Below are 18798 nucleotides of genomic sequence, written 5' to 3'. Positions count from 1 at the left end.
TCACGCAAGCGTGGTTCGTTAGCTTATTCGTGGATTCTTAACTTCTCAGGAGCTGCCAATGAGCCTCTACGGTATGATGCGGACCGGTGTTTCGGGAATGAACGCGCAGGCGAACCGCCTGTCTGCGGTCGCCGACAATATCGCGAATGCAAGCACCGTCGGTTACAAGCGTGCGGAAACCCAGTTTTCATCGCTCGTTCTGCCGAGCACCGGTGGTCAGTATAATTCCGGCAGCGTTCTGACCAATGTACGTTACGGCATTTCCGATCAGGGCGGTATCCGCTCCACATCCTCCACGACAGACCTTGCCATCGACGGCAACGGCTATTTCGTGGTGCAGGGGGCGGATGGCTCGACATTCCTGACACGCGCCGGTTCCTTCGTTCCCGACAAGAACGGCAATCTGGTCAATTCAGCCGGCTATTATTTGCTGGGCGCAGGCCCGAACGATCCGGCTGGCGCGCTGACGATACCTGGCCTGAACATCATCAATGTCAATAGCGCAGCACTTCCGCCCGAGGCCAGCACATCTGGCAATTTCACGGTCAATTTGCCGTCTACCGATCAGGTTCCGGCGGCGGGCGAGTTCAATCACAAGACGTCGCTGATCTCCTATAATGATAAGGGCGAGAAGATCACGCTGGATGTCTATTTCACCAAGACCGGCGCGGATGAATGGAGCGTCACGGTCAAAAACGCTGCCGATGACGCGGTGGTCGGTGGCCCAACGACGCTGACATTCGATCCGACAACGGGCGACATGACATCTGCTGGTGGCATTGCGATCGATCTTGGACCTTACGGCGGCCAGAACCTCAACCTCAATCTGGGTGCATCGACGCAGCGCGCCGGTGACTACACGATCTCGCAGGCGCAGATTAACGGTCAGGCGCCATCTGCGGTCAAGGGTGTGGATGTGGCCAATGACGGCTCGGTCGTCGCTATCTACGAAAACGGCACGCAGAAGGTTCTGGCACGCATTCCGCTTGCCAATGTCGCGAGCCCGGATCGCATGACGGTCGTGAGCGGCAACGTGTTTCTGCCGAGCGCGGAATCGGGTGATGTCCGCCTCGGTTTTCCGCAGAGCGATGGCATGGGCAAGGTCATGTCCGGCACATTGGAGGAATCCAACGCCGATATTGCGCAGGAGCTGACCGACATGATCGAGGCGCAGCGCAGTTACACGGCCAATTCGAAAGTCTTCCAGACCGGCTCTGAACTGATGGACGTGCTGGTCAACCTGAAGAGATAAGCTGGACTGTTCCGGGCGAGGGTGAAAAGCCTTTCCCGGAACGAGTGGATTGAATTTGACGTTTGAAACCCGACTGAATGAGATGCTGTTTCAAACGTCAAATTCGAAAAATCCACGAGATACATAAAGTTACTAGTGGTCTTTGCGATTCCGACATTTGCTCGGCGTCTGTATCAGAGGGACGCAAATGTCGAAATCAGACCACTAGCGCATTGAGAATACGAACCGTTCAGGCAACAGACACGGTTCGCACACGGGGCAGTTCCGATATCAGCGGAATTATCAGGGGCTTTCCAGGTGTTTGTTTTAGCCGCATTTCCGGACGCGAAACCGCTTCGCGGCCTTCGGGACTGCACTTGTAGGATGGGGTAAGATGTCGCTTAGTTCTGCTCTTCTGACGGCCAAAAGTTCGCTTGCGGCAACGTCCAAGCAGACCTCCGTTGTCTCAAGCAATATTGCTAGGGCCAACGATCCGGATTATTCCCGGCGCACCAGTTCTCTCGTATCTGGGCCTTACGGCTCCCTTTACGTGGGTATCAGTCGGTCGGCGGATGAAGCCTTGTTCAACAAGTTCATCCAGTCGAACAGCACGGCCTTTTCCTCTTCCATTCTCGCAGACGGGCTTAACCGTCTTTCGTCGCTCTATTCGGCAGACAATTATTCCGGCTCGCCATCGTCCCTGATCGGCGATCTGCGCGATGCGCTTCAGACCTATGCTGCGTCACCCTCCAACAGCGCGCTTGGCGACAGTGTTGTTTCCACGGCGCAATCGCTCGCCAATGCACTTAATGCCGGAACCAAGCAGGTTCAGTCCCTGCGCAACGACGCTGACCGCGACATTGCGGATTCCGTTGCCAACATCAATGATCTGCTTGCCAAGTTCGAAAAGGTGAATCAGGAGATCGTCGGCGGCACGCGCGCCAATCGCGATGTCTCCGACTATATGGATCAGCGCGACTCGATCCTGAAGCAGCTTTCCGGCGAGATCGGCATCACCACCATGATACGCGGTGACAATGACATGGTCATTTTTGCCGAAAACGGTGTAACCCTCTTCGAGACGACAGCGCGCAAGGTGAGCTTTGAGCAATCGACGGTACTAACGCCGGGCATTGCTGGCAAGGCGGTGCTGGTGGATGGCGTTCCGCTCAACCACGAGACCTTCGACCAGCCTTATGGAACGGGCCGCCTCAGCGGCTTGCTGCAGCTTCGCGATCAGATCGCCCCGCAATATCAGATGCAGCTTGATGAAATTGCGCGCAATCTGGTGACGATGTTTGCCGAAAGCGACCAGACCGGCGTTGGCGCGGATCAGACGGGCCTGTTCAGCTGGGCCGGATCGCCGGATGTTCCAGGTGCAGGCCTTTCGGCAGGCATTGCAGGCACCATCAAGGTATCTTCGGCCTTCGTTACGTCTGAAGGCGGCAGTCCGCTTCTTCTGCGTGATGGCGGAGCCAACGGGCCTGACTACAAATACAATAGCGAAGGTGCGGCAGGTTTCAGCGATCGCCTGCGTGCGCTCAATGAAGCGTTTTCTGAGCCGATGACTTTCAATTCGGTGGCGGGTCTGGCGACAAACTCCAGCCTGACGGATTATAGCTCATCGTCGATCAGCTGGCTTGAAGGCAAGCGCCAGAAGGCCAGCAGCGAATTCTCCTATAATGCGACGATTGCCGGTCAGGCAGATGCGGCGCTCTCCAACGCCAATGGTGTCGATATGGACACCGAAATGGCGCTGCTTCTCGATCTTGAACATTCCTACCAGGCATCGAGCCGGGTGCTGACCACGATCAGCGCAATGCTCGACGATCTTCTCAACGCGGTGTGAGGCCAATGAAAGCGCAATCGATTTCCACCTATGGCGCAACGTCAGCCCTGCGAGCCCTTGTGGCGAAGAACAAGGCCGAAATGTTGAAGGCGCAGCAGGAAGCGACCACGGGAACCGTGTTCGATGTCGGCCTGTCGCTCGGCTCCAAGTCCGGCCAGACCGTATCGTTGCGCAAGGAATATGATCGTCTGAGCGTGTTGACGGACATGAACAAGCTGGTGCAGCAGCGCATGAATGCGACGCAGACCGCAGCCGGCACGATCATCGAGAACACGCAGAACTTTCTGGGCGACCTGACGGGCGCCAACAATACCGCTGAAAGCGCTGCGACAATTGCAAAATCGGCAAAATCCATTCTCAATTCCGTCACCGGCCTGCTCAACACCAGCTTTAATGGCGAATATATCTTTGCTGGTGTGAACACCGATGTGAAGCCGGTTGCCGACTATACCGAAGGCAGCACCGCGCAGACGGCGGTGCGTCAGGCATTTCAGGATCATTTCGGCTTTGCAATCGACGATCCGCAGGTGGCGAATATCACCGGCGACGAGATGAAGGCCTTCCTGGAAGGCGATTTTGCCGATCAGTTCAATGATGCCAACTGGGCCGCAAACTGGTCGGATGCATCGGACACGGTCATCAAGAGCCGGATTTCGCCGACCGAAACCGCTGATACGTCGATCTCCGCCAATGCGGACGGTTTCCGCAAGACGATCATGTCGGCGGTCATGGTGGCGGAATTTGCAACCATCGGTCTCAACAGCTCGGCTTTCGAAGCCCTGACGCATCAGGCCATGCAGACCACGACGACGGCGATCACCGAAACCACGTCGGAGCAGACGACGCTCGGTCTTGCCCAATCGCGCACTGAAGCTGCCACCACACGTATCGCGGCGCAGCAGAAGATCCTGAACCAGTCTGTGCTCAATCTCGAAGAAGTCGATCCTTACGAAGCGGCAACGCGCGTCAACGCGTTGAAGACGCAGATTGAAACTTCCTATTCGCTAACGGTTCAGCTGCAGAATATGAGCCTGCTCAACTATCTCAGATAGTCGAGATGAAATGAGGACGGACGCAGCATGATGCGAGCCCGTTCGAACTGATAGACGGAGATACCATGTATCAGATGCGCTACGAAGATGTCATGAATGACGATATGGCGAGCGCCAAGGAACGGGAGCGGGCACTGTTCGACCGTTCCATCGCGATGCTCGAGGCGGCGAAGGCAAACGGCAGCGGCTCCCGCGAGGCGATCGACGCGACCTATTTCACCACCAAGCTCTGGACCACGATCATCGATGATCTGGGGTCGGAAGAAAATGTGCTGCCGAAGGAACTGAAGGCCGCGATCATTTCCGTCGGTATTTTCGTACTGAAGGAAATCGAACGCATCCGTCAGGGTGAAAGCAACGATTACGCCACGCTGATCGAGATCACGCAATCGATCCGGGATGGGCTTTGAAATGACCCCGAACGGAAAACCGGCCATTCGCCTTTCGCTGCGCGCGGGCGAAAGAATCTTCATCAACGGTGCAGTACTGCGAGCCGACCGCAAGGTTTCGCTCGAACTCCTGAACGATGCGACCTTCCTTCTGGAAAACCATGTTCTCCAGCCGGAAGACACGACCACACCGCTGCGCCAGCTTTATTTCGCGGCGCAGATGATGCTGATCGAACCGGCCATGCGCGAACAGGCTCACACGACTTTCGCGCAGATGCTGAAGGGCATGTTTTTGACCTTCAAGGATGCAGAAATCCTGAATGCGCTGAAGCTGGTCGACGAACTGGTCCATAACGGGCGTATTTTCGAGGCGCTCAAGACCATTCGCGCGCAATATCCACGCGAGGCCGAACTGATGGGTCATGAAAGCCCGGCTTTGCCTGTGCTCAAAACCCGGAAATCTGCGGAGGCAAACCCATGACCACGACACCGCCGATTGGCGCGAATACGACGAATAACAACACGACGAACAACAGCAATTCGGCGGCCAACAAGGCAAGCGTCGATTATAATTCCTTCCTGAAGCTTCTGGTGACCCAGATGCAGAATCAGGACCCGACGCAGCCGATGGATGCGACGCAATATGTTTCGCAGCTTGCGACCTTCTCCAATGTCGAGCAGGCCGTCCAGATGAACAGCAAGCTTGAAACGCTGATCGCCAACACGTCGCTGACGCAGGCCGAAGGCTGGATCGGCCGCACGCTGACCAATGCCGACGGCAGCATATCGGGCGTCGTGAAATCCGTGACCATTCAGTCCAGCGGCATGCTGGCCGAACTGGAAGACGGCAAGACGCTGATGATCGGCGCAGGCGTCAAGATCAGCTAGGATCCGACGCGGTGAACGAAGCCGACGCGCTTGATATCGTCAATTCTGCGATCTGGACCGTGCTTATGGCAAGCGGCCCGGCAGTGCTTGCCGCCATGCTTGCAGGCATCGGCATCGCACTTTTCCAGGCGCTGACGCAGATTCAGGAAATGACGCTGACCTTCGTGCCGAAGATCATCGTCATTTTCGTCGTGCTGGCTCTGACCGCGCCTTTCGTCGGTGCGCAGATCAATTCCTTCACGCTATTGGCTTATTCCCGCATAGAAAAAGGCTTTTAGAGCCTGTTCCAAAAGTCGCCATCTGTGGCTGCAAATGGCAATTTGTCTGCGTTCCGGTGCTCATGTACCCAGAAGTACACTCCGCTCCGGTACTCGAAAATCACCATTTTCGCACACACATGCCGCTTTTTGATTCAGGCTCTTCGCACAGCCCTCGCGCAAGCTTCGCAAGCTAAGGTCCGTCCCGAAACAGGAGATGGATGTGCAGCAGGCAGCAGCTAAACCCTTGATGAAAAGCGGACTTCTGACCGGCAGCGATATGGGTCTGGCGGTTGGCATCATCATCATTCTGACGGTGCTTTTCCTGCCTGTTCCGGCTGTCGTGCTGGATATCGGCCTGGCATTCTCCATCGCGTTCTCGGTTTTGATCCTGATGGTGGCGCTCTGGATTCAGCGCCCACTCGACTTTTCCGCCTTTCCGACGGTACTGCTCATCGCCACCATGATGCGATTGTCGCTGAATATTGCGACGACGCGCGTGATTCTCACCCACGGCAATGAAGGCTATCTCGCCGCCGGGCATGTGATCCATGGCTTCTCGCAATTCGTGATGGGCGGCGACTTCGTCATCGGTCTGGTCGTTTTCTGCATTCTCATTATCGTCAACTTCCTCGTCATCACCAAGGGCGCGACACGTATCGCGGAAGTGGGCGCGCGCTTCACCCTCGACGCTATCCCCGGCAAGCAGATGGCCATCGATGCCGATCTCTCATCGGGTCTGATCGATGAAAAGGAAGCGCAGCGCCGCCGTCGCGAGCTGGAAGAGGAAAGCTCCTTCTTCGGCTCCATGGACGGTGCTTCGAAATTCGTACGCGGCGATGCCATTGCAGGTCTCATCATCACCGCCGTCAATATTTTCGGCGGTATCATCATCGGCGCTACACGCCACGACATGGATATTGCGCACGCAGCCGATGTCTTCACCAAGCTGTCGGTCGGCGATGGTCTGGTCACACAGATTCCGGCCCTGATCGTGTCGCTTGCCGCCGGTCTTCTGGTGTCGAAGGGCGGCACACGCGGCTCCGCCGATCAGGCGATCTTCGGTCAGCTGGGTGCCTATCCTAAGGCGCTTCTGGTTGCGGCGATGCTGCTCTTCGTCCTCGGCATCATGCCGGGCCTGCCAGCCTTCCCATTCTTCATGCTGGGTGGCGCAATGGCCTTCATCGGTATTGCCGTACCCCGTCGACAAGCGCGCCAGCGCGAGGCGGAAGCGAGCGAAGCCGGCAAGAAGCAGCGCGAGGCGGAAGAGCAGGAGCGCAACTCGGTCAAGGCGTCGCTCGAAACCAACCAGATCGAACTTTGCCTCGGCAAGCAGCTTTCCGCCCGCCTGATTGCATCGCAGCAGGAGCTGGCGCATCGCGTCAACAAGATGCGCCGCAAGTTCGCGCAGGAATACGGGTTCGTCATTCCGGAAATCAAGGTCACGGACGATATTGCGCTTCCGCCCAAAAGCTATCGCATCAAAATACACGGCACGGCTGTCGCCAGTCACGAGTTGCGTGTCGGCGAAACGCTTGTCGTGCTTGGCGACCGCCCGATCCCATCCATTCCGGGTGAGGAAGTGCGCGAACCGGCCTTCGGCATGCGCGCCTATTCCGTACCGGAAACCTTCGCGTCCGATCTGCGCCGCGACGGCTATATGACCGTGGATAATCTCTCGGTCCTGCTGACGCATTTGAGCGAAATCGTCCGCAACAATCTGGCCCAGCTTCTTTCCTACAAGGACATGCGCATTCTGCTGGACCGTCTCGGCTCTGAATATCGCAAGCTTCTGGAAGATATCTGCCCGTCGCATATTTCCTATTCGGGCCTGCAGGCGGTTCTGAAGCTGCTGCTCGCCGAGCGCATCTCCATCCGCAACCTGCATCTGATTCTCGAAGCCATTGCGGAAATCGCGCCGCTCGTCCGCCGCCCGGAAATGATCGTGGAGCATGTCCGCATGCGCATGGCACAGCAGATTTGCGGCGACCTCTCCGACAATGGCGTGCTGAACGTTCTGCGCCTCGGCAATCGCTGGGATCTGGTTTTCCACCAGAGCCTCAAGCGCGACGCCAAGGGCGAAATCGTCGAATTTGACATCGATCCGCGCCTGCTGGAACAGTTCGGCACGGAGGCCTCCACCGTCATTCGCAAGCATTTCGACAATGGCGAGCGTTTCGTGCTGGTTTCGTCACCGGAAGCGCGGCCATATATTCGCATGATTATCGAGCGGCTGTTCGCCACCCTGCCAGTGCTGTCCCATGTTGAAATCGCGCGTGGCGTGGAGGTGAAATCGCTCGGCGCCATCTCGTAGGAGGTCAGCGTTTGTCGATCCTCTGATCCTTCGATCCTTCGAGACGGTTCCCTTCGCTCCGCTCAGGACACCTCCTCAGGATGAGGGGAGCGAGGGGTGGAGACGCCCCTGCCCGCGCTCAGGGCGCCTTCTCAGGATGAGGAAAGAGTTCCAGCGTCCACACCCCTCATCCTGAGGAGCCATGCCGAGCTTGTCGAGGCTTGGCGTCTCGAAGGGCAAGGGGAGTATCTATTGCTTCATACGATGAAAGGGCCTTGAGTGCCTGTCTCGCAACTGCCGCTTAACGAAATCATCCTGGCCGCCGTTCTGGCGTTCTGCCGCATCGGCGCGTGTCTGATGCTGATGCCGGGGCTTTCGAGTGCGCGCATTCCGTTGCAGGTCAGGCTCTACATCGCACTGGCCTGTTCATTCGCGGTCCTGCCGCTGGTGTTGCAGCGTATCGTTACCGTTGTCGATGCCGGGCAGCCGTGGACCCTGTTCCGCCTGATGGCGAGCGAAATGTTCGTCGGCGCGGTGATCGGCATTCTGGCGCATATCTATTTCTGGGCGCTGCAATTCATGACCAGTACGATGGCGGTTTCAGTCGGCTATTCCGGTTCTCCTGCCGATGCCATTACCGAAAGCGAACCGCAGGCGACGCTTGCAACCATTGTCACTTTCAGCGCTCTGTTCCTGTTCTTCATTACCGACATGCATCTGGAAATCTTCCGGGCGCTGCTCAATTCCTATGTGGCCATTCCGGTTGACGGGCAGTTTCGCCCCGATGCGGCGATGATCGACTTCACCGATGCGCTTTCGGCGGCTTTTCTGGCAACGCTGCGCATTGCGGCGCCGTTCATCGTCTTTGCGATTCTCGTCAACTTCGCCATCGGTCTGGTGAACAAGCTGACCCCGACGATACCGGTTTACTTTGTGTCTATGCCATTCGTGCTGGGGGGAGGGCTGCTGGTGATCTATTTCATCCTGCCGGAACTCCTGCGCTTCTTCACCAATGAAACTGCAACGCAGTTGCGCGAGCTGTTTTGAGGGCAGCTATGACGAATCCGCGCAATCTCAAGAAGCTCATTGAACTGCAAAAGCTCGGCAGCGCCCGGCTGGAACAGGCTCTTGCTGCAGCCAATGCGCGCAAGGGCGCGCTGGAGGAAGAGCGGGAGGCGCTTATCGCCATGCAGGATCGCCGCTATGATGGCGATGCGCTCAATATCGATCCGTCGCTGCTCATCAAGCGCCTCGGCAGCAACGCTACCGAATCGCAGCAGCTTGAGCAGCGTCTCGAATCACAACGCAAAGCACTTTTGCAGGAACAAAGACGTGTCGAGTTGCTGGAGGATCGCCTGACGGAGACCGAGAACGATCGCGAACGGCGCGAACTTTCCAGCCTGATCGAGGAATTTATTAGCCGGAAAACGACAAATAAGTCGCAAAACCCTGATTGAGCGCAAAATCGAGGCTGAACGCACGCACAAGTTTCAGTCAAGTTTGACCCATTATGGTGCAAGTAACAAAGCACATCCCAAAAAGTGCGAAGCGGTTTTTGGATAAGATGCGCGCAAGGACGATCAGAACGCATCCCAAAAAGTGCGAAGCGGTTTTTGGACAAGATGCGCGACAAAACTAAACGTTAGAGCGCCGATCTGATGCAATCAGATCGAAACGCGCTCTAAAACAAGGAGTTGTGCATGGCGATCAACCCGCCATCAGATCTGGTGATGGACGTGGCGCGTGCCGCCGATCCGCAAGCCTATCGCATGGCGGCGGAACGGTTGAGAGCGCCGTCCGCATCGGCAACCATGGTGGCATCCGCCGCTGGTGGACTGACGCGGGATAATTTCGCAAGCTTCTCCGACAGCCTTGCGGCTGGGATCAGCGTGCGGCCGGATGCGCAGAATGCAGCCAATCCGGCTTATCGCAAATTTGAGGCCTTCATGCTGCAATCCTTCGTGCAGTCGATGTTCACCAGTGACACGTCGGCGACCTTCGGGAAGGGGATTGCCGGTGAATACTGGAAGTCCATGATGGCGGAAGCCATGGCAAACAAGATGGCGGATGGCGGCGGTGTCGGCATTGCCAAGTTGCTTGAAGAACAGGCGGCGCGCAACGGGCGGGCAGACGCGCCGACGACGCTAGCGTTAGGAGACGTGATCGACAATCTGGGAGACCATGTGAGTGAAAACGCCGTATCGAAGGACATTGTGCATGGCTTCGAACGCAAGCTCATTCAAAAGCAGCTCGACAACAACAGCGATACGGACCCGGCGCGCGGCTGATTGGCCCGCAACGATAGCGTCCGCCATGCTTCATAATTGAGGACCCCTAAATGACCGAGACAAGCTCTCAAAACAGCCTGCCGCCAGAGGATTCGCAAATCGTCACTGTCACGAGCGAACCGGGTCAGGCGCTGGCAGAGGAACCGGCCGAGAACCCCACATTGAAGCCGGTCGTACGGGCAATCCAACGTCTGGAAGATGTCATCGATACTGAAACGCGTCTTCTGCTGGAAGGCGGCAATCCGGATCTGGCGGAAATCAACTCCCGCAAGAGCCGTGGGCTTTACGATTTCAACAAGGCGATCAAAAAAGCGGCCACCGCTGCCGAACCGGCAACGATGAAGCGGCTTCAGCCACTGCTCGACAGCCTGAAGCAGAAGCTTGAGAAGAATTGCGAGGCGCTGCAGCTGCATCTGCGCGCCGTTGGCGAACTGGCCGACCTCATTCGCGGTGCGCTGGAAACGCAGGAAGCTGACGGCACCTACAGCATGCAGAGCGTGAGGCTCGGTCACGCAAGATGATCCGCATCATTGCCATCGGTCTGTGGATCTGCGCCGTCGCTTTCGGTTCGCTTTTCTTGGCGGTTCGCCAGAACGCCTCATCTTCGGATGGGGCGCAAGCCGCAACCGGCGGGTTTGGCGGCGTGGATTACGTCAAGACGGATGTGATGAGCGTGCCGATCATCTCGAATGGCGGCGTCGCCGGTTATGTGGTGACGCAGCTTGTCTATACGATCGATTCGAACATCCGAAAGAAGCTGACTGTGCCGCTGGAGTTTTTCATCAGCGATGAAATCTTCCGCAAGTTCTACGGCAGCTATTCGGATACAAAAGATGTCGAGAAGGTGAGTTTTGAGGACGTTCGCGCCTCGATCATCACCGATCTCAATGAACGGTTCCCCGAGCCGGTCATCAAGGACCTTCTGGTCGAGCAGTTCAACTATATTTCAGCGGAAGAAATCCGCGCCATGAACATGCGCGGCACGCCGACACCGACAGCCCCGGCTAAACATGAGCCAGAGAAACAGGCTAACGCACAGCCTGTTGGTCACAGCGAATAGTATTTTCCTGCAAGCTGGGCGAGGCGCTCTTCGTCCAGCGGTGTGACGGTAGGGTCCGATACAAGTTCCACCCCCATTTCACGACCATTGCGCCAGGCAATCCGGGCCAGAAGCGCGCGGCCATAATAATCGTCAAACAGCCAGAAACGTTCAGGCAGGGTCGGGACTTCGACAGTTCTGAGCTTGGCACCATGGGGTGCAATATCGCTGAACTGGCATTCGATGATAAACCGTCCGTCGAGGCCCACAATCTTTCCGGAGCGCAGCCTTGTACGCTGTCTCTCTTCCCTGCGACGTTCGTGGGATGGCTTAACCCGTGCCATATCAAAATCTTACCTGCTATTCCCCTGGGCCTAATCTAGCAGGTTTCGATTGCGGATGCGTTACTTTTTAGATCGGGAACCTTCGGACATGGTTACCTTGAACAGGTTCCTGTTTGTTGGGTATGATCTTTTTCCGCGTTTCCGAACGCAAAACCGTTTCACACTTTTGGCTCGGAAATGCTTCAGTGCTCGCCGCAGGCTTCGCAGAGGCCGCGCAACTCCAATGTCGTCTTGCGTGACTTGAAACCGTTCTGAAGGCTCCATGCGCTGACGAGATTCTCGATGGCCGCGTCGGAGAACTCCGTCACCTGACCGCATTTCTCGCAGATGGCGAAAGCCACGAGACCCTGCTGATGGCATTGCGGATGCGCGCAGGCAACGAAGGCATTGAGGCTTTCGAGGCGATGAATCAGCCCGTAGTCGAGCAGCTTTTCCAATGCGCGATAAACCTGCAGCGGTGCGCGGAAGCCGTCGTCACGCAGCTGGTCGAGGATCGTATAGGCGCTGAGCGGCCCTTCCGCCTTGGACAAGACGTCAAAAACCAATGTCTGATTGCGGGTCAGATCCTGCGGGGCGTGATGGTGGTGATGCGTGCTCATTGTCCAGCGATCCGTTTTGGTGATGCCTGTTCCCTCTTATGTAGGGGTAGCAGGCTCAAAATGAAAATGGCAAGCGCCGCGACCACGATGGACGGGCCGGACGGCGTGTCGAAATGAATGGAACCATAAAGTCCGCCGATAACCCCCGCGGCCCCGATCAAGGAGGCCAGAATGGCCATCTGCTCGGGCGTGGAGGAAAAACGGCGCGCCGTCGCTGCCGGAATGATGAGCAGCGAGGTTATCAATAGAATCCCGACGATCTTCATCGCAATGGCGATGACGATAGCCAGAAGCAGCATGAAAACAATGCGCGACAGGGCCGGGTTCATGCCTTCGGCGCGGGCAATATCCTCGCTGACGGTGGCGGCAAGAAAAGGTCGCCAAAGCCAGGCCAGAATCGCCAGCACGAATATGCCGCCGCCATAGATGAAGGCGATATCCATCCGCGAGACGGCAAGAATATCGCCGAACAGGAACGACAGCAGGTCAACACGCACCCATGTCATGAAGGCGACGAGGACGAGGCCAAGCGACAGCGTGGCATGGGACAGGATGCCGAGCAGCGAATCCGCGGATAATGTATGGCGGCGCTGCAAGAGCAGCAGGATGGCTGAAATCGCCACCGCAACCGCGAAGACGCCAATCATCAGATTGATGTCGAAAATAAGCGCCAGCGCCACGCCGAGAAGCGCGGAATGGGCCATGGTGTCGCCGAAATAGGCCATGCGACGCCAGACAATGAAGCAGCCGAGCGGTCCGGTGGTGAGCGCCAGTCCGACACCGGCGATGATGGCGCGTGTGAAGAAATCGTCAAGCACGCGGCGCACTCCCTTCGTGATGATGATGCCCGTGTCCATGCTCGTGGTCATATTCATGATGATGGCCATCATCGGCATGACAGTGATCCGTCACGGAACCATCGGAATGCAGCACCCGCCCGTCAGGCAGATGCGTGTGATCGTGGTGATGCTCATAAACGGCAAGCGGCCCAACGGCCCGGCTGCCGAACAGCCGCACATATTCAGGGCTCGCCGTTACGTCGCGCGGCGTTCCGCTGCAGCAAACATGCCCGTTGAGACAGATGACGCGGTCGGTCGCCGCCATGACCAGATGCAGGTCGTGCGAAATCAGCAGCACGCCGCAGCCTGTATCGTCGCGCAGTTTCGCAATCAGTTCGTAGAGCGCGGCTTCGCCGGAGAAATCGACGCCTTGCACCGGTTCATCCAGCACCATGAGGTCCGGCTTGCGGGCAAGCGCCCGCGCCATCAGTGCCCGCTGGAACTCGCCGCCCGACAGGTTGGCGATCTCGGCCTTTGCAAGATGCGGGATGCCCACCACTTCCAATGCCGCTTCAATGTCCTTACGCGAGAGAGGTCCCGTCAGGGTCATCAGGCGCTCAACCGAAAGCGGCAGCGTACGGTCGATATTGATCTTTTGCGGCACATAGCCGATGCGCAGGCCCGGCGCGTGTATCACGCTGCCTTCGTCGGACTTCAGGATGCGCAGCGCCATCTTGGCGGCAGTGCTTTTTCCCGCGCCATTTGGACCGATCAGGGTCACGATCTCCCCGCGCTCGACGCTCAGGTCGACATTGCGCACGAGCCAGCGCCCGTCGCGGTAGACGCCGGCATCTTTCAGTTCGATCAATGTTTCCCGCGCCTTCTCGGCGGGGAGGACGGTCTTCCTGCTCATCTCTTCGGGGCTTTCACTGCCTGCATGTTCTTGTCCCACACATGGGTCATCCGCCGCTATGATTTTTCCAAAATGGGGGTTGCTTCACCTTATGGCAGACGTTATAGCATAACGCAACTGACGTTATAAAATAACATATCACTTGAATATGATACCTTTCCCCAATCGTACAAGAGAGAGACTATGAAACATCTCCGCTCCCTCCTCCTCGCTTCAGCATTTCTGGCCGGTACGGCAAATGCCTCGCTTGCCGCAGAACGCGATGGCGTCGTGGTATCAATCAAGCCGCTCCATTCAATCGTTTCCGCAATCATGCAGGGCGTGGGCGAGCCGAAACTGATCGTTCAGGGCGCGGGTTCGGAACATGTCTACAGCCTGAAGCCTTCGGATGCAGAAGCAATCGAGCATGCCAAGGTGATTTTCTGGGCCGGTCCGTCGATGGAAACCTTCCTCGACAAGCCTATCGATACGCTTGGCGATGGCGCGAAGGTCGTCGCGCTTGGGGATGCGGACGGACTGACCAAGCTGAAGTTCCGTGAAGGCGGTCCGTTTGAAGCGCACGACCATGGCCATGAAGGGCATAAACACGGCGCTGAAGGTCACGATCATGCCGAGGCTTCGGAGGGCGGTCATGACCATCACCATGGCCACGGTGAGTATGATTTGCACTTCTGGCTCGATCCGCAGAACGGAAAGGTTCTGGCGACGGATATCGCCAAGACGCTCAGCGAAAGCGACCCGGAACATGCGGCGCAATATGAAAAGAATGCCAAGGACTACGGCGAGAAGCTCGACGCGCTGACCAAGGATGTCGCGAGCGAACTGGAGCCGGTAAAAGACAAGCCATTCATCGTCTTCCATGACGCCTATCAGTATTTCGAAAATCGCTTCGGCGTGAAGGCGGTCGGATCGATCACGGTCAGCCCCGAAAAGGCGCCGGGTGCTGCGCGCATCAAGGAAATTCACGAGAAGATAAAATCGCTTGGCGCAACCTGCGTGTTCTCCGAACCGCAGTTCGAACCGAAGCTGGTGAAAACCGTTATCGAAGGAACCGATGCCAAAACCGGTGCTCTCGATCCTTTAGGCGCGGAATTGAAGGATGGCCCTGATCTCTATCCGCAGCTCATCCGTAATCTGGCCGATTCCCTGAAAGGTTGTCTGTCAAAGTAACAGCTGCGACCGCCCTCGGAACTGAGTGCTTGGGCACTCGGAAAGTGGTTGCAAATGTGCCGGGCTGTAACCTACCGACAGCCCGGCACTCCAGAATATGCGGATTGGCGCCTTATCAAGCGCCAAGCGGGTTTACGAACTTGCTGAACACAGAAGGGCGGTTCTGACCACCTATTTTCACCAGTTAAAACGTAATGATATAACATTAAGGAGAAAAGAATGCGTAGCTTTGTGAGAGCACTTCAGGCCGGTGCCGTTTTGGCTTTTCTTGCTCCCGCAGTCGCGGGTGCGCACGGCATCTGGATTGCAGAACGTCACGGAACGCAGGCGGTTGTTTACGGTCACGGCGCAAGCGACGAAGCCTATGATCCGCAGAAGCTAAAGACTGTTACGGCAAAGGATGTAACGGGCAAGGATGTCGCCGTCGAGATCAAACCACAGGAAGATCATGTTCTGCTCGGCGTACCCAAGGATGCAGTTGTCGTCAGCAGCACGTTTGACAATGGCTTCTGGGCCGAAGGTCCGGACGGCAAGTGGGTCAACAAGCCGAAATCGGAAGTGCCGGGCGCCAAACAGTCCAGCCAGAGCCGGAAGTTTGCCGTCGCCATTCTGGATCATTTGCGCAAAAAGCCAGAAGCCCAGGGCCTACCCTTCGAAATCGTTCCATTGATGGACCCGACAATATTGGAGGCGGGCAACGAGCTCCCCGTGCAGATTCTGTTTGACGGAAAGCCGGTGGAAGGCGTCGAGGTCACGGCGGACTATGTCAATGACAGTCATGCGGCACCGGTGAAGACCGATGCGGAAGGCATCGCCAGGATCAATATCCGCAACGCGGGTCTCAATGTCGTCGGGGCAGGCTATTCCAGGCCACTGTCCGATTCAAAGGAAGCGGACAAACTCAGCTTTTTCACGACGCTGACCTTTAATCTCGATCATCACCATCACGACTGACCCTACCCGATTTTGAGCGCGTTTCGATCTGATTGAATCAGATCGGCGCTCTAACGGTTTGTTTCAACGCGCATCTCGTTCCGAAAACCGTTTCACACTTTTCGGGATGCGCTCTAAACGAGGAACGGAGTCATGAGAAAAAGACTACCCGTTACGGTCTTGTCCGGTTTTCTCGGAGCCGGAAAAACGACACTGCTCAATCACGTGCTCAATAATCGCGAGAACCGCCGCGTTGCGGTGATTGTCAACGATATGAGTGAGGTGAATATAGATGCCGCCCTTGTTCGTGATGGCGGCGCCAATCTCTCTCGCACGGATGAACAACTGGTCGAAATGACCAATGGCTGCATCTGCTGCACATTGCGCGATGACCTCCTGAAGGAGGTTTCACAATTGGCAGCGCAGGGGCGCTTCGATTATTTGCTGATCGAATCGACCGGCATAGCCGAGCCATTGCCGGTTGCCGCCACGTTCGAGTTTCGCGACGAGAAGGGCAACAGTCTTTCGGACGTCGCCCGGCTCGATACGATGGTGACCGTTGTGGATGCCGCCAATCTGCTGAAGGACTATGCGTCGAGCGATTTTCTGCGTGATCGCGGCGGATCCCTTGGAGAGGATGACGAGCGCACGCTTGTCGATCTTCTGGTCGAACAGATCGAGTTCGCCGACGTCGTCGTGCTGAACAAAATATCGACCGCTTCAAAAGAGGAGCGTGATCTGGCGCACAAGGTCATCCGCTCGCTCAATCCCGATGCCCGCATCGAGGAGGTCGATTTCGGTGAAGTGACGCTTGACGCCATACTGGACACGAAGCTCTTCGACTTCAACAAGGCGCATGAGCATCCGCTCTGGTACAAGGAGCTGCATGGCTTTGCCTCGCATACGCCCGAGACCGAGGAATATGGCGTTCGCTCCTTTGTCTATCGTGCGCGGCGTCCCTTCGATCCAGAACGGTTCCAGTCCTTCATCGACAAGGGCTGGCCGGGTGTCGTGCGGGCGAAGGGCTTCTTCTGGCTTGCCACTCGTCCGGATTTTGTCGGTGAAATCAGTCAGGCAGGCGCGTTGGTGCGCACCGGAAAAAGAGGGCGCTGGTGGTCATCCGTGCCGGAGCAATACTGGCCGGCAGAACCTGAATGGCAACGCGCCATGGAACCGTATTTCCATAAAATATGGGGTGATCGGCGTCAGGAGATTGTGTTCATCGGTATCGATCCGATGCAGGAAGATGCGCTCATCACTGAGCTGGATCAATGTCTCCTTGAGGAACAAGACTTTGCGCCAGAGCGCTGGTCGGGGCTGAACGATCCGTTCCCGAACTGGTCGGCAGCCGCCTGAGGCCTATTTAGACAGTAAGGCTATATCCATGGCCTTGCTGTCAGCGAGCGTCCGGTGATCCAGAACGCTGGCGATGGCTTCGCGCACATCCAGCATCATATGGCGCACCTCGCATTCGTCCTCATCGCAGTCGTCACACGGGCGATAGTCTGTCTTGCTGGCGCAGGCGATGGGGGCAAGTGCGCCATCGAGCGCGCGGATGATATTGCCGATGGCGATTTCGTTGGCCGGACGGGCAAGGCAGAAGCCGCCGCCCTTGCCCTTGCGGCTCAGGACGAATCCGGCATTGCGAAGCTCGGTAAAAATATTGTCGAGAAACTTGCGCGGTATATGGTGCTTTTCGGCGATTTCGCTGGCCGAAACCAGTTGTCCATCTGTAACGCCTGCCAGATGCACCATGGCTTTCAGGCCATATTTGCCCTTTTTAGTCAGCATGCCACCCCTGTGGAGCATTTCCTCTGGGAACGGAAACCGGTTTCCGTCCGGAAATGCATGAAAAGAATACGCCACACACGCCGCCGACTTTAACCGGCACCGTTTCGCAAGATCAGGCCGAATATTCTGTGAGTGCCTGTATATAAGAAGTTAGGGGGTAAACCCCGTCGCGACAAGTCTTTTTGCCGCTACAATATCGGCCCGAAAATCCGGATCGATTTTCGGCAAGCGGGATGCGTGCATTCTATAGTGTGGAACGTCAGTGAGGGTGCATGGCGTTCTGGCGGTTATTTTGTCCGTTTGCCAGCAAGGCGAGCGACAATGCTCCTTGCAACGCATCGCCAAGCGCAGGCCGAAAGAGTTTCCGATACGGCAGAAATGGCAGCGCTGCATAGGATGGGGCGAGGCCTCCCGTCAGACTGAACCGGCCACGTGTTTCAATGCCGAGCCGGTCCAGACCGCGGCCAATATAAGAGCAGGCGCGTTGCAGGATCGAAAGGCCGAGCGCATCGCCTTTATGTGCGTAGTCGAAAACGATGGGAGCGAAGGTGGCGTAGTCTGCGGCCGTCGCCGTGCGCGAGAAGGTGATGATCTGGCGAGGGTCGCCGCCGAACCGCGCCAGCACCGCATCGGCAAGTTCCGTACGGTCGGCCATGCCGTCCAGAGCAAGCAGCGTCTCTTCAAGAAGTTCGCGGCCAAGCCGCGCGCCGCCCGCATGATCGCTCAGCATGAAGCCGCGCCCGCCGACAATCTCGAATGCGTCCTGTTCTCTTTTAACGAAGACCGAGCCGGTGCCGAGAATGACGATAGCACCGTCATCTGGACCGAGCGCACCTTGCAGGGCGGTAACAGCGTCGGAAACGATCTTCACCTTGCCGAAGGGCAGGCTCTGTTCCACGCGGTCCTTGTCGACAAGCGAATTTGCGCCCGCCAGCCCCAACACGGCGCAGGTCTCACTCAATATAGAAACATCCAGTCCCGCT

General features: G+C 57.1%; 22 protein-coding genes (1 of these 22 cut by a window edge). 16 read left to right on the top strand and 6 right to left on the bottom strand.

Annotation, left to right across the window (positions count from 1 at the left end):
* Positions 1-58 precede the first annotated feature (58 nt).
* From MKS82_RS23460 to MKS82_RS23400, 13 genes are all read left to right on the top strand, one after another.
* Positions 59-1252, top strand: coding sequence for a flagellar hook protein FlgE (locus MKS82_RS23460; RefSeq protein WP_109988819.1), 1194 nt, complete (start codon positions 59-61; stop codon positions 1250-1252).
* Between the two features lie 373 nt (positions 1253-1625).
* A complete protein-coding gene (flgK, locus tag MKS82_RS23455; RefSeq protein ID WP_109988818.1) occupies positions 1626-3080 on the top strand; it encodes a flagellar hook-associated protein FlgK in 1455 nt (484 codons plus the stop codon).
* 5 nt (positions 3081-3085) lie between these two features.
* Entirely contained in the window at positions 3086-4132 is a 1047-nt protein-coding gene (locus MKS82_RS23450; RefSeq protein WP_109988817.1) for a flagellar hook-associated family protein, read from the top strand.
* Positions 4133-4197: 65 nt separating this feature from the next.
* On the top strand, positions 4198-4542 hold the full coding sequence (flaF, locus tag MKS82_RS23445; protein ID WP_010660748.1) for a flagellar biosynthesis regulator FlaF: 345 nt from the start codon (positions 4198-4200) through the stop codon (positions 4540-4542).
* Between the two features lies 1 nt (position 4543).
* The gene (gene flbT, locus MKS82_RS23440; RefSeq protein WP_109988880.1) at positions 4544-5002 is read left to right on the top strand and encodes a flagellar biosynthesis repressor FlbT; all 459 of its coding nucleotides are present in this window, start codon (positions 4544-4546) and stop codon (positions 5000-5002) included.
* A complete protein-coding gene (gene flgD / locus MKS82_RS23435; protein WP_109988816.1) occupies positions 4999-5409 on the top strand; it encodes a flagellar hook assembly protein FlgD in 411 nt (136 codons plus the stop codon). The genes flbT and flgD overlap by 4 nt, the downstream gene beginning before the upstream one ends.
* Positions 5410-5420: 11 nt before the next feature.
* Complete coding sequence (fliQ, locus tag MKS82_RS23430) at positions 5421-5687, top strand: flagellar biosynthesis protein FliQ (protein WP_006469393.1); 267 nt, start codon at positions 5421-5423, stop codon at positions 5685-5687.
* A 196-nt stretch (positions 5688-5883) separates the two neighbouring features.
* Positions 5884-7980 carry a flagellar biosynthesis protein FlhA gene (gene flhA, locus MKS82_RS23425; RefSeq protein WP_181394314.1) on the top strand — a complete coding sequence of 699 codons (2097 nt, stop codon included), beginning with the start codon at positions 5884-5886 and terminating at the stop codon, positions 7978-7980.
* 258 nt (positions 7981-8238) lie between these two features.
* Positions 8239-9006, top strand: a complete 768-nt coding sequence (fliR, locus tag MKS82_RS23420) for a flagellar biosynthetic protein FliR (protein ID WP_109988814.1) — start codon at positions 8239-8241, stop codon at positions 9004-9006.
* A gap of 8 nt (positions 9007-9014) precedes the next feature.
* On the top strand, positions 9015-9416 hold the full coding sequence (locus MKS82_RS23415; RefSeq protein ID WP_109988813.1) for a hypothetical protein: 402 nt from the start codon (positions 9015-9017) through the stop codon (positions 9414-9416).
* Between the two features lie 243 nt (positions 9417-9659).
* Positions 9660-10247 (top strand): rod-binding protein, encoded by a 588-nt coding sequence (locus tag MKS82_RS23410; protein ID WP_240579362.1) that lies wholly within the window; start codon positions 9660-9662, stop codon positions 10245-10247.
* A 50-nt stretch (positions 10248-10297) separates the two neighbouring features.
* Positions 10298-10768, top strand: a complete 471-nt coding sequence (locus MKS82_RS23405; RefSeq protein WP_109988811.1) for a flagellar protein FlgN — start codon at positions 10298-10300, stop codon at positions 10766-10768.
* Positions 10765-11307, top strand: a complete 543-nt coding sequence (locus tag MKS82_RS23400) for a hypothetical protein (RefSeq protein WP_109988810.1) — start codon at positions 10765-10767, stop codon at positions 11305-11307. The genes MKS82_RS23405 and MKS82_RS23400 overlap by 4 nt, the downstream gene beginning before the upstream one ends.
* On the opposite strand, the gene MKS82_RS23395 is transcribed toward MKS82_RS23400, so the two are convergent.
* The 4 genes from MKS82_RS23395 to MKS82_RS23380 all read right to left on the bottom strand — a co-directional run bounded on the left by MKS82_RS23395 (position 11295) and on the right by MKS82_RS23380 (position 13921).
* On the bottom strand, positions 11295-11630 hold the full coding sequence (locus tag MKS82_RS23395; RefSeq protein ID WP_109988809.1) for a PilZ domain-containing protein: 336 nt from the start codon (positions 11628-11630) through the stop codon (positions 11295-11297). The genes MKS82_RS23400 and MKS82_RS23395 overlap by 13 nt on opposite strands.
* A 182-nt stretch (positions 11631-11812) precedes the next feature.
* Positions 11813-12229: a Fur family transcriptional regulator gene (locus MKS82_RS23390; protein WP_109988808.1), complete on the bottom strand. Its 417-nt coding sequence runs from the start codon at positions 12227-12229 to the stop codon at positions 11813-11815.
* Positions 12226-13086 (bottom strand): zinc ABC transporter permease subunit ZnuB, encoded by an 861-nt coding sequence (znuB, locus tag MKS82_RS23385; RefSeq protein WP_109988807.1) that lies wholly within the window; start codon positions 13084-13086, stop codon positions 12226-12228. Before znuB ends, MKS82_RS23390 begins: the two co-directional genes overlap by 4 nt.
* Positions 13040-13921, bottom strand: coding sequence for an ATP-binding cassette domain-containing protein (locus MKS82_RS23380; protein WP_109988806.1), 882 nt, complete (start codon positions 13919-13921; stop codon positions 13040-13042). Before MKS82_RS23380 ends, znuB begins: the two co-directional genes overlap by 47 nt.
* Before the next feature lie 183 nt (positions 13922-14104).
* Here MKS82_RS23380 and znuA point away from each other — a divergent pair, with 183 nt between their 5' ends.
* The 3 genes from znuA (at position 14105) to zigA (ending at position 17380) form a co-directional block, all read left to right on the top strand.
* Entirely contained in the window at positions 14105-15091 is a 987-nt protein-coding gene (gene znuA / locus MKS82_RS23375; RefSeq protein WP_109988805.1) for a zinc ABC transporter substrate-binding protein ZnuA, read from the top strand.
* Between the two features lie 219 nt (positions 15092-15310).
* Positions 15311-16045: a DUF4198 domain-containing protein gene (locus MKS82_RS23370; RefSeq protein ID WP_240579361.1), complete on the top strand. Its 735-nt coding sequence runs from the start codon at positions 15311-15313 to the stop codon at positions 16043-16045.
* Between the two features lie 132 nt (positions 16046-16177).
* Positions 16178-17380, top strand: coding sequence for a zinc metallochaperone GTPase ZigA (gene zigA / locus MKS82_RS23365; protein ID WP_109988803.1), 1203 nt, complete (start codon positions 16178-16180; stop codon positions 17378-17380).
* Between the two features lie 3 nt (positions 17381-17383).
* On the opposite strand, the gene MKS82_RS23360 is transcribed toward zigA, so the two are convergent.
* Both MKS82_RS23360 and MKS82_RS23355 read right to left on the bottom strand, forming a co-directional pair.
* Positions 17384-17815: an RrF2 family transcriptional regulator gene (locus tag MKS82_RS23360; protein ID WP_109988802.1), complete on the bottom strand. Its 432-nt coding sequence runs from the start codon at positions 17813-17815 to the stop codon at positions 17384-17386.
* Between the two features lie 259 nt (positions 17816-18074).
* Positions 18075-18798 carry the 3' portion of a BadF/BadG/BcrA/BcrD ATPase family protein gene (locus MKS82_RS23355; RefSeq protein WP_109989941.1) on the bottom strand. 170 nt of this gene lie beyond the right edge of the window, so 724 of the gene's 894 nt are visible here — the last part of the coding sequence; its start codon lies off the right edge, out of view — the gene reads right to left on this strand; it ends in the stop codon at positions 18075-18077.

Origin of the sequence: Ochrobactrum sp. A-1, from assembly GCF_022488005.1 — a bacterium.
Classification (GTDB): domain Bacteria; phylum Pseudomonadota; class Alphaproteobacteria; order Rhizobiales; family Rhizobiaceae; genus Brucella.
The sequence above is the reverse complement of the archived record's forward strand: the minus strand, read 5'-3'. Positions and strand labels throughout refer to the sequence as shown.

Bases quoted from the DNA above. Each gene is read 5' to 3' on its own strand.
- MKS82_RS23400 (WP_109988810.1), top strand. From the start codon at position 10,765: ATGATCCGCATCATTGCCATCGGTCTGTGGATCTGCGCCGTCGCTTTC.
- MKS82_RS23360 (WP_109988802.1), bottom strand. From the start codon at position 17,815: ATGCTGACTAAAAAGGGCAAATATGGCCTGAAAGCCATGGTGCATCTG.
- znuB (WP_109988807.1), bottom strand. From the start codon at position 13,086: ATGGACACGGGCATCATCATCACGAAGGGAGTGCGCCGCGTGCTTGAC.
- flgD (WP_109988816.1), top strand. From the start codon at position 4,999: ATGACCACGACACCGCCGATTGGCGCGAATACGACGAATAACAACACG.
- flhA (WP_181394314.1), top strand. From the start codon at position 5,884: ATGGATGTGCAGCAGGCAGCAGCTAAACCCTTGATGAAAAGCGGACTT.
- MKS82_RS23390 (WP_109988808.1), bottom strand. From the start codon at position 12,229: ATGAGCACGCATCACCACCATCACGCCCCGCAGGATCTGACCCGCAAT.
- MKS82_RS23460 (WP_109988819.1), top strand. From the start codon at position 59: ATGAGCCTCTACGGTATGATGCGGACCGGTGTTTCGGGAATGAACGCG.
- MKS82_RS23410 (WP_240579362.1), top strand. From the start codon at position 9,660: ATGGCGATCAACCCGCCATCAGATCTGGTGATGGACGTGGCGCGTGCC.
- flgK (WP_109988818.1), top strand. From the start codon at position 1,626: ATGTCGCTTAGTTCTGCTCTTCTGACGGCCAAAAGTTCGCTTGCGGCA.
- MKS82_RS23405 (WP_109988811.1), top strand. From the start codon at position 10,298: ATGACCGAGACAAGCTCTCAAAACAGCCTGCCGCCAGAGGATTCGCAA.
- MKS82_RS23415 (WP_109988813.1), top strand. From the start codon at position 9,015: ATGACGAATCCGCGCAATCTCAAGAAGCTCATTGAACTGCAAAAGCTC.
- MKS82_RS23450 (WP_109988817.1), top strand. From the start codon at position 3,086: ATGAAAGCGCAATCGATTTCCACCTATGGCGCAACGTCAGCCCTGCGA.
- flaF (WP_010660748.1), top strand. From the start codon at position 4,198: ATGTATCAGATGCGCTACGAAGATGTCATGAATGACGATATGGCGAGC.
- MKS82_RS23395 (WP_109988809.1), bottom strand. From the start codon at position 11,630: ATGGCACGGGTTAAGCCATCCCACGAACGTCGCAGGGAAGAGAGACAG.
- zigA (WP_109988803.1), top strand. From the start codon at position 16,178: ATGAGAAAAAGACTACCCGTTACGGTCTTGTCCGGTTTTCTCGGAGCC.
- znuA (WP_109988805.1), top strand. From the start codon at position 14,105: ATGAAACATCTCCGCTCCCTCCTCCTCGCTTCAGCATTTCTGGCCGGT.
- MKS82_RS23380 (WP_109988806.1), bottom strand. From the start codon at position 13,921: ATGAGCAGGAAGACCGTCCTCCCCGCCGAGAAGGCGCGGGAAACATTG.
- flbT (WP_109988880.1), top strand. From the start codon at position 4,544: ATGACCCCGAACGGAAAACCGGCCATTCGCCTTTCGCTGCGCGCGGGC.
- MKS82_RS23370 (WP_240579361.1), top strand. From the start codon at position 15,311: ATGCGTAGCTTTGTGAGAGCACTTCAGGCCGGTGCCGTTTTGGCTTTT.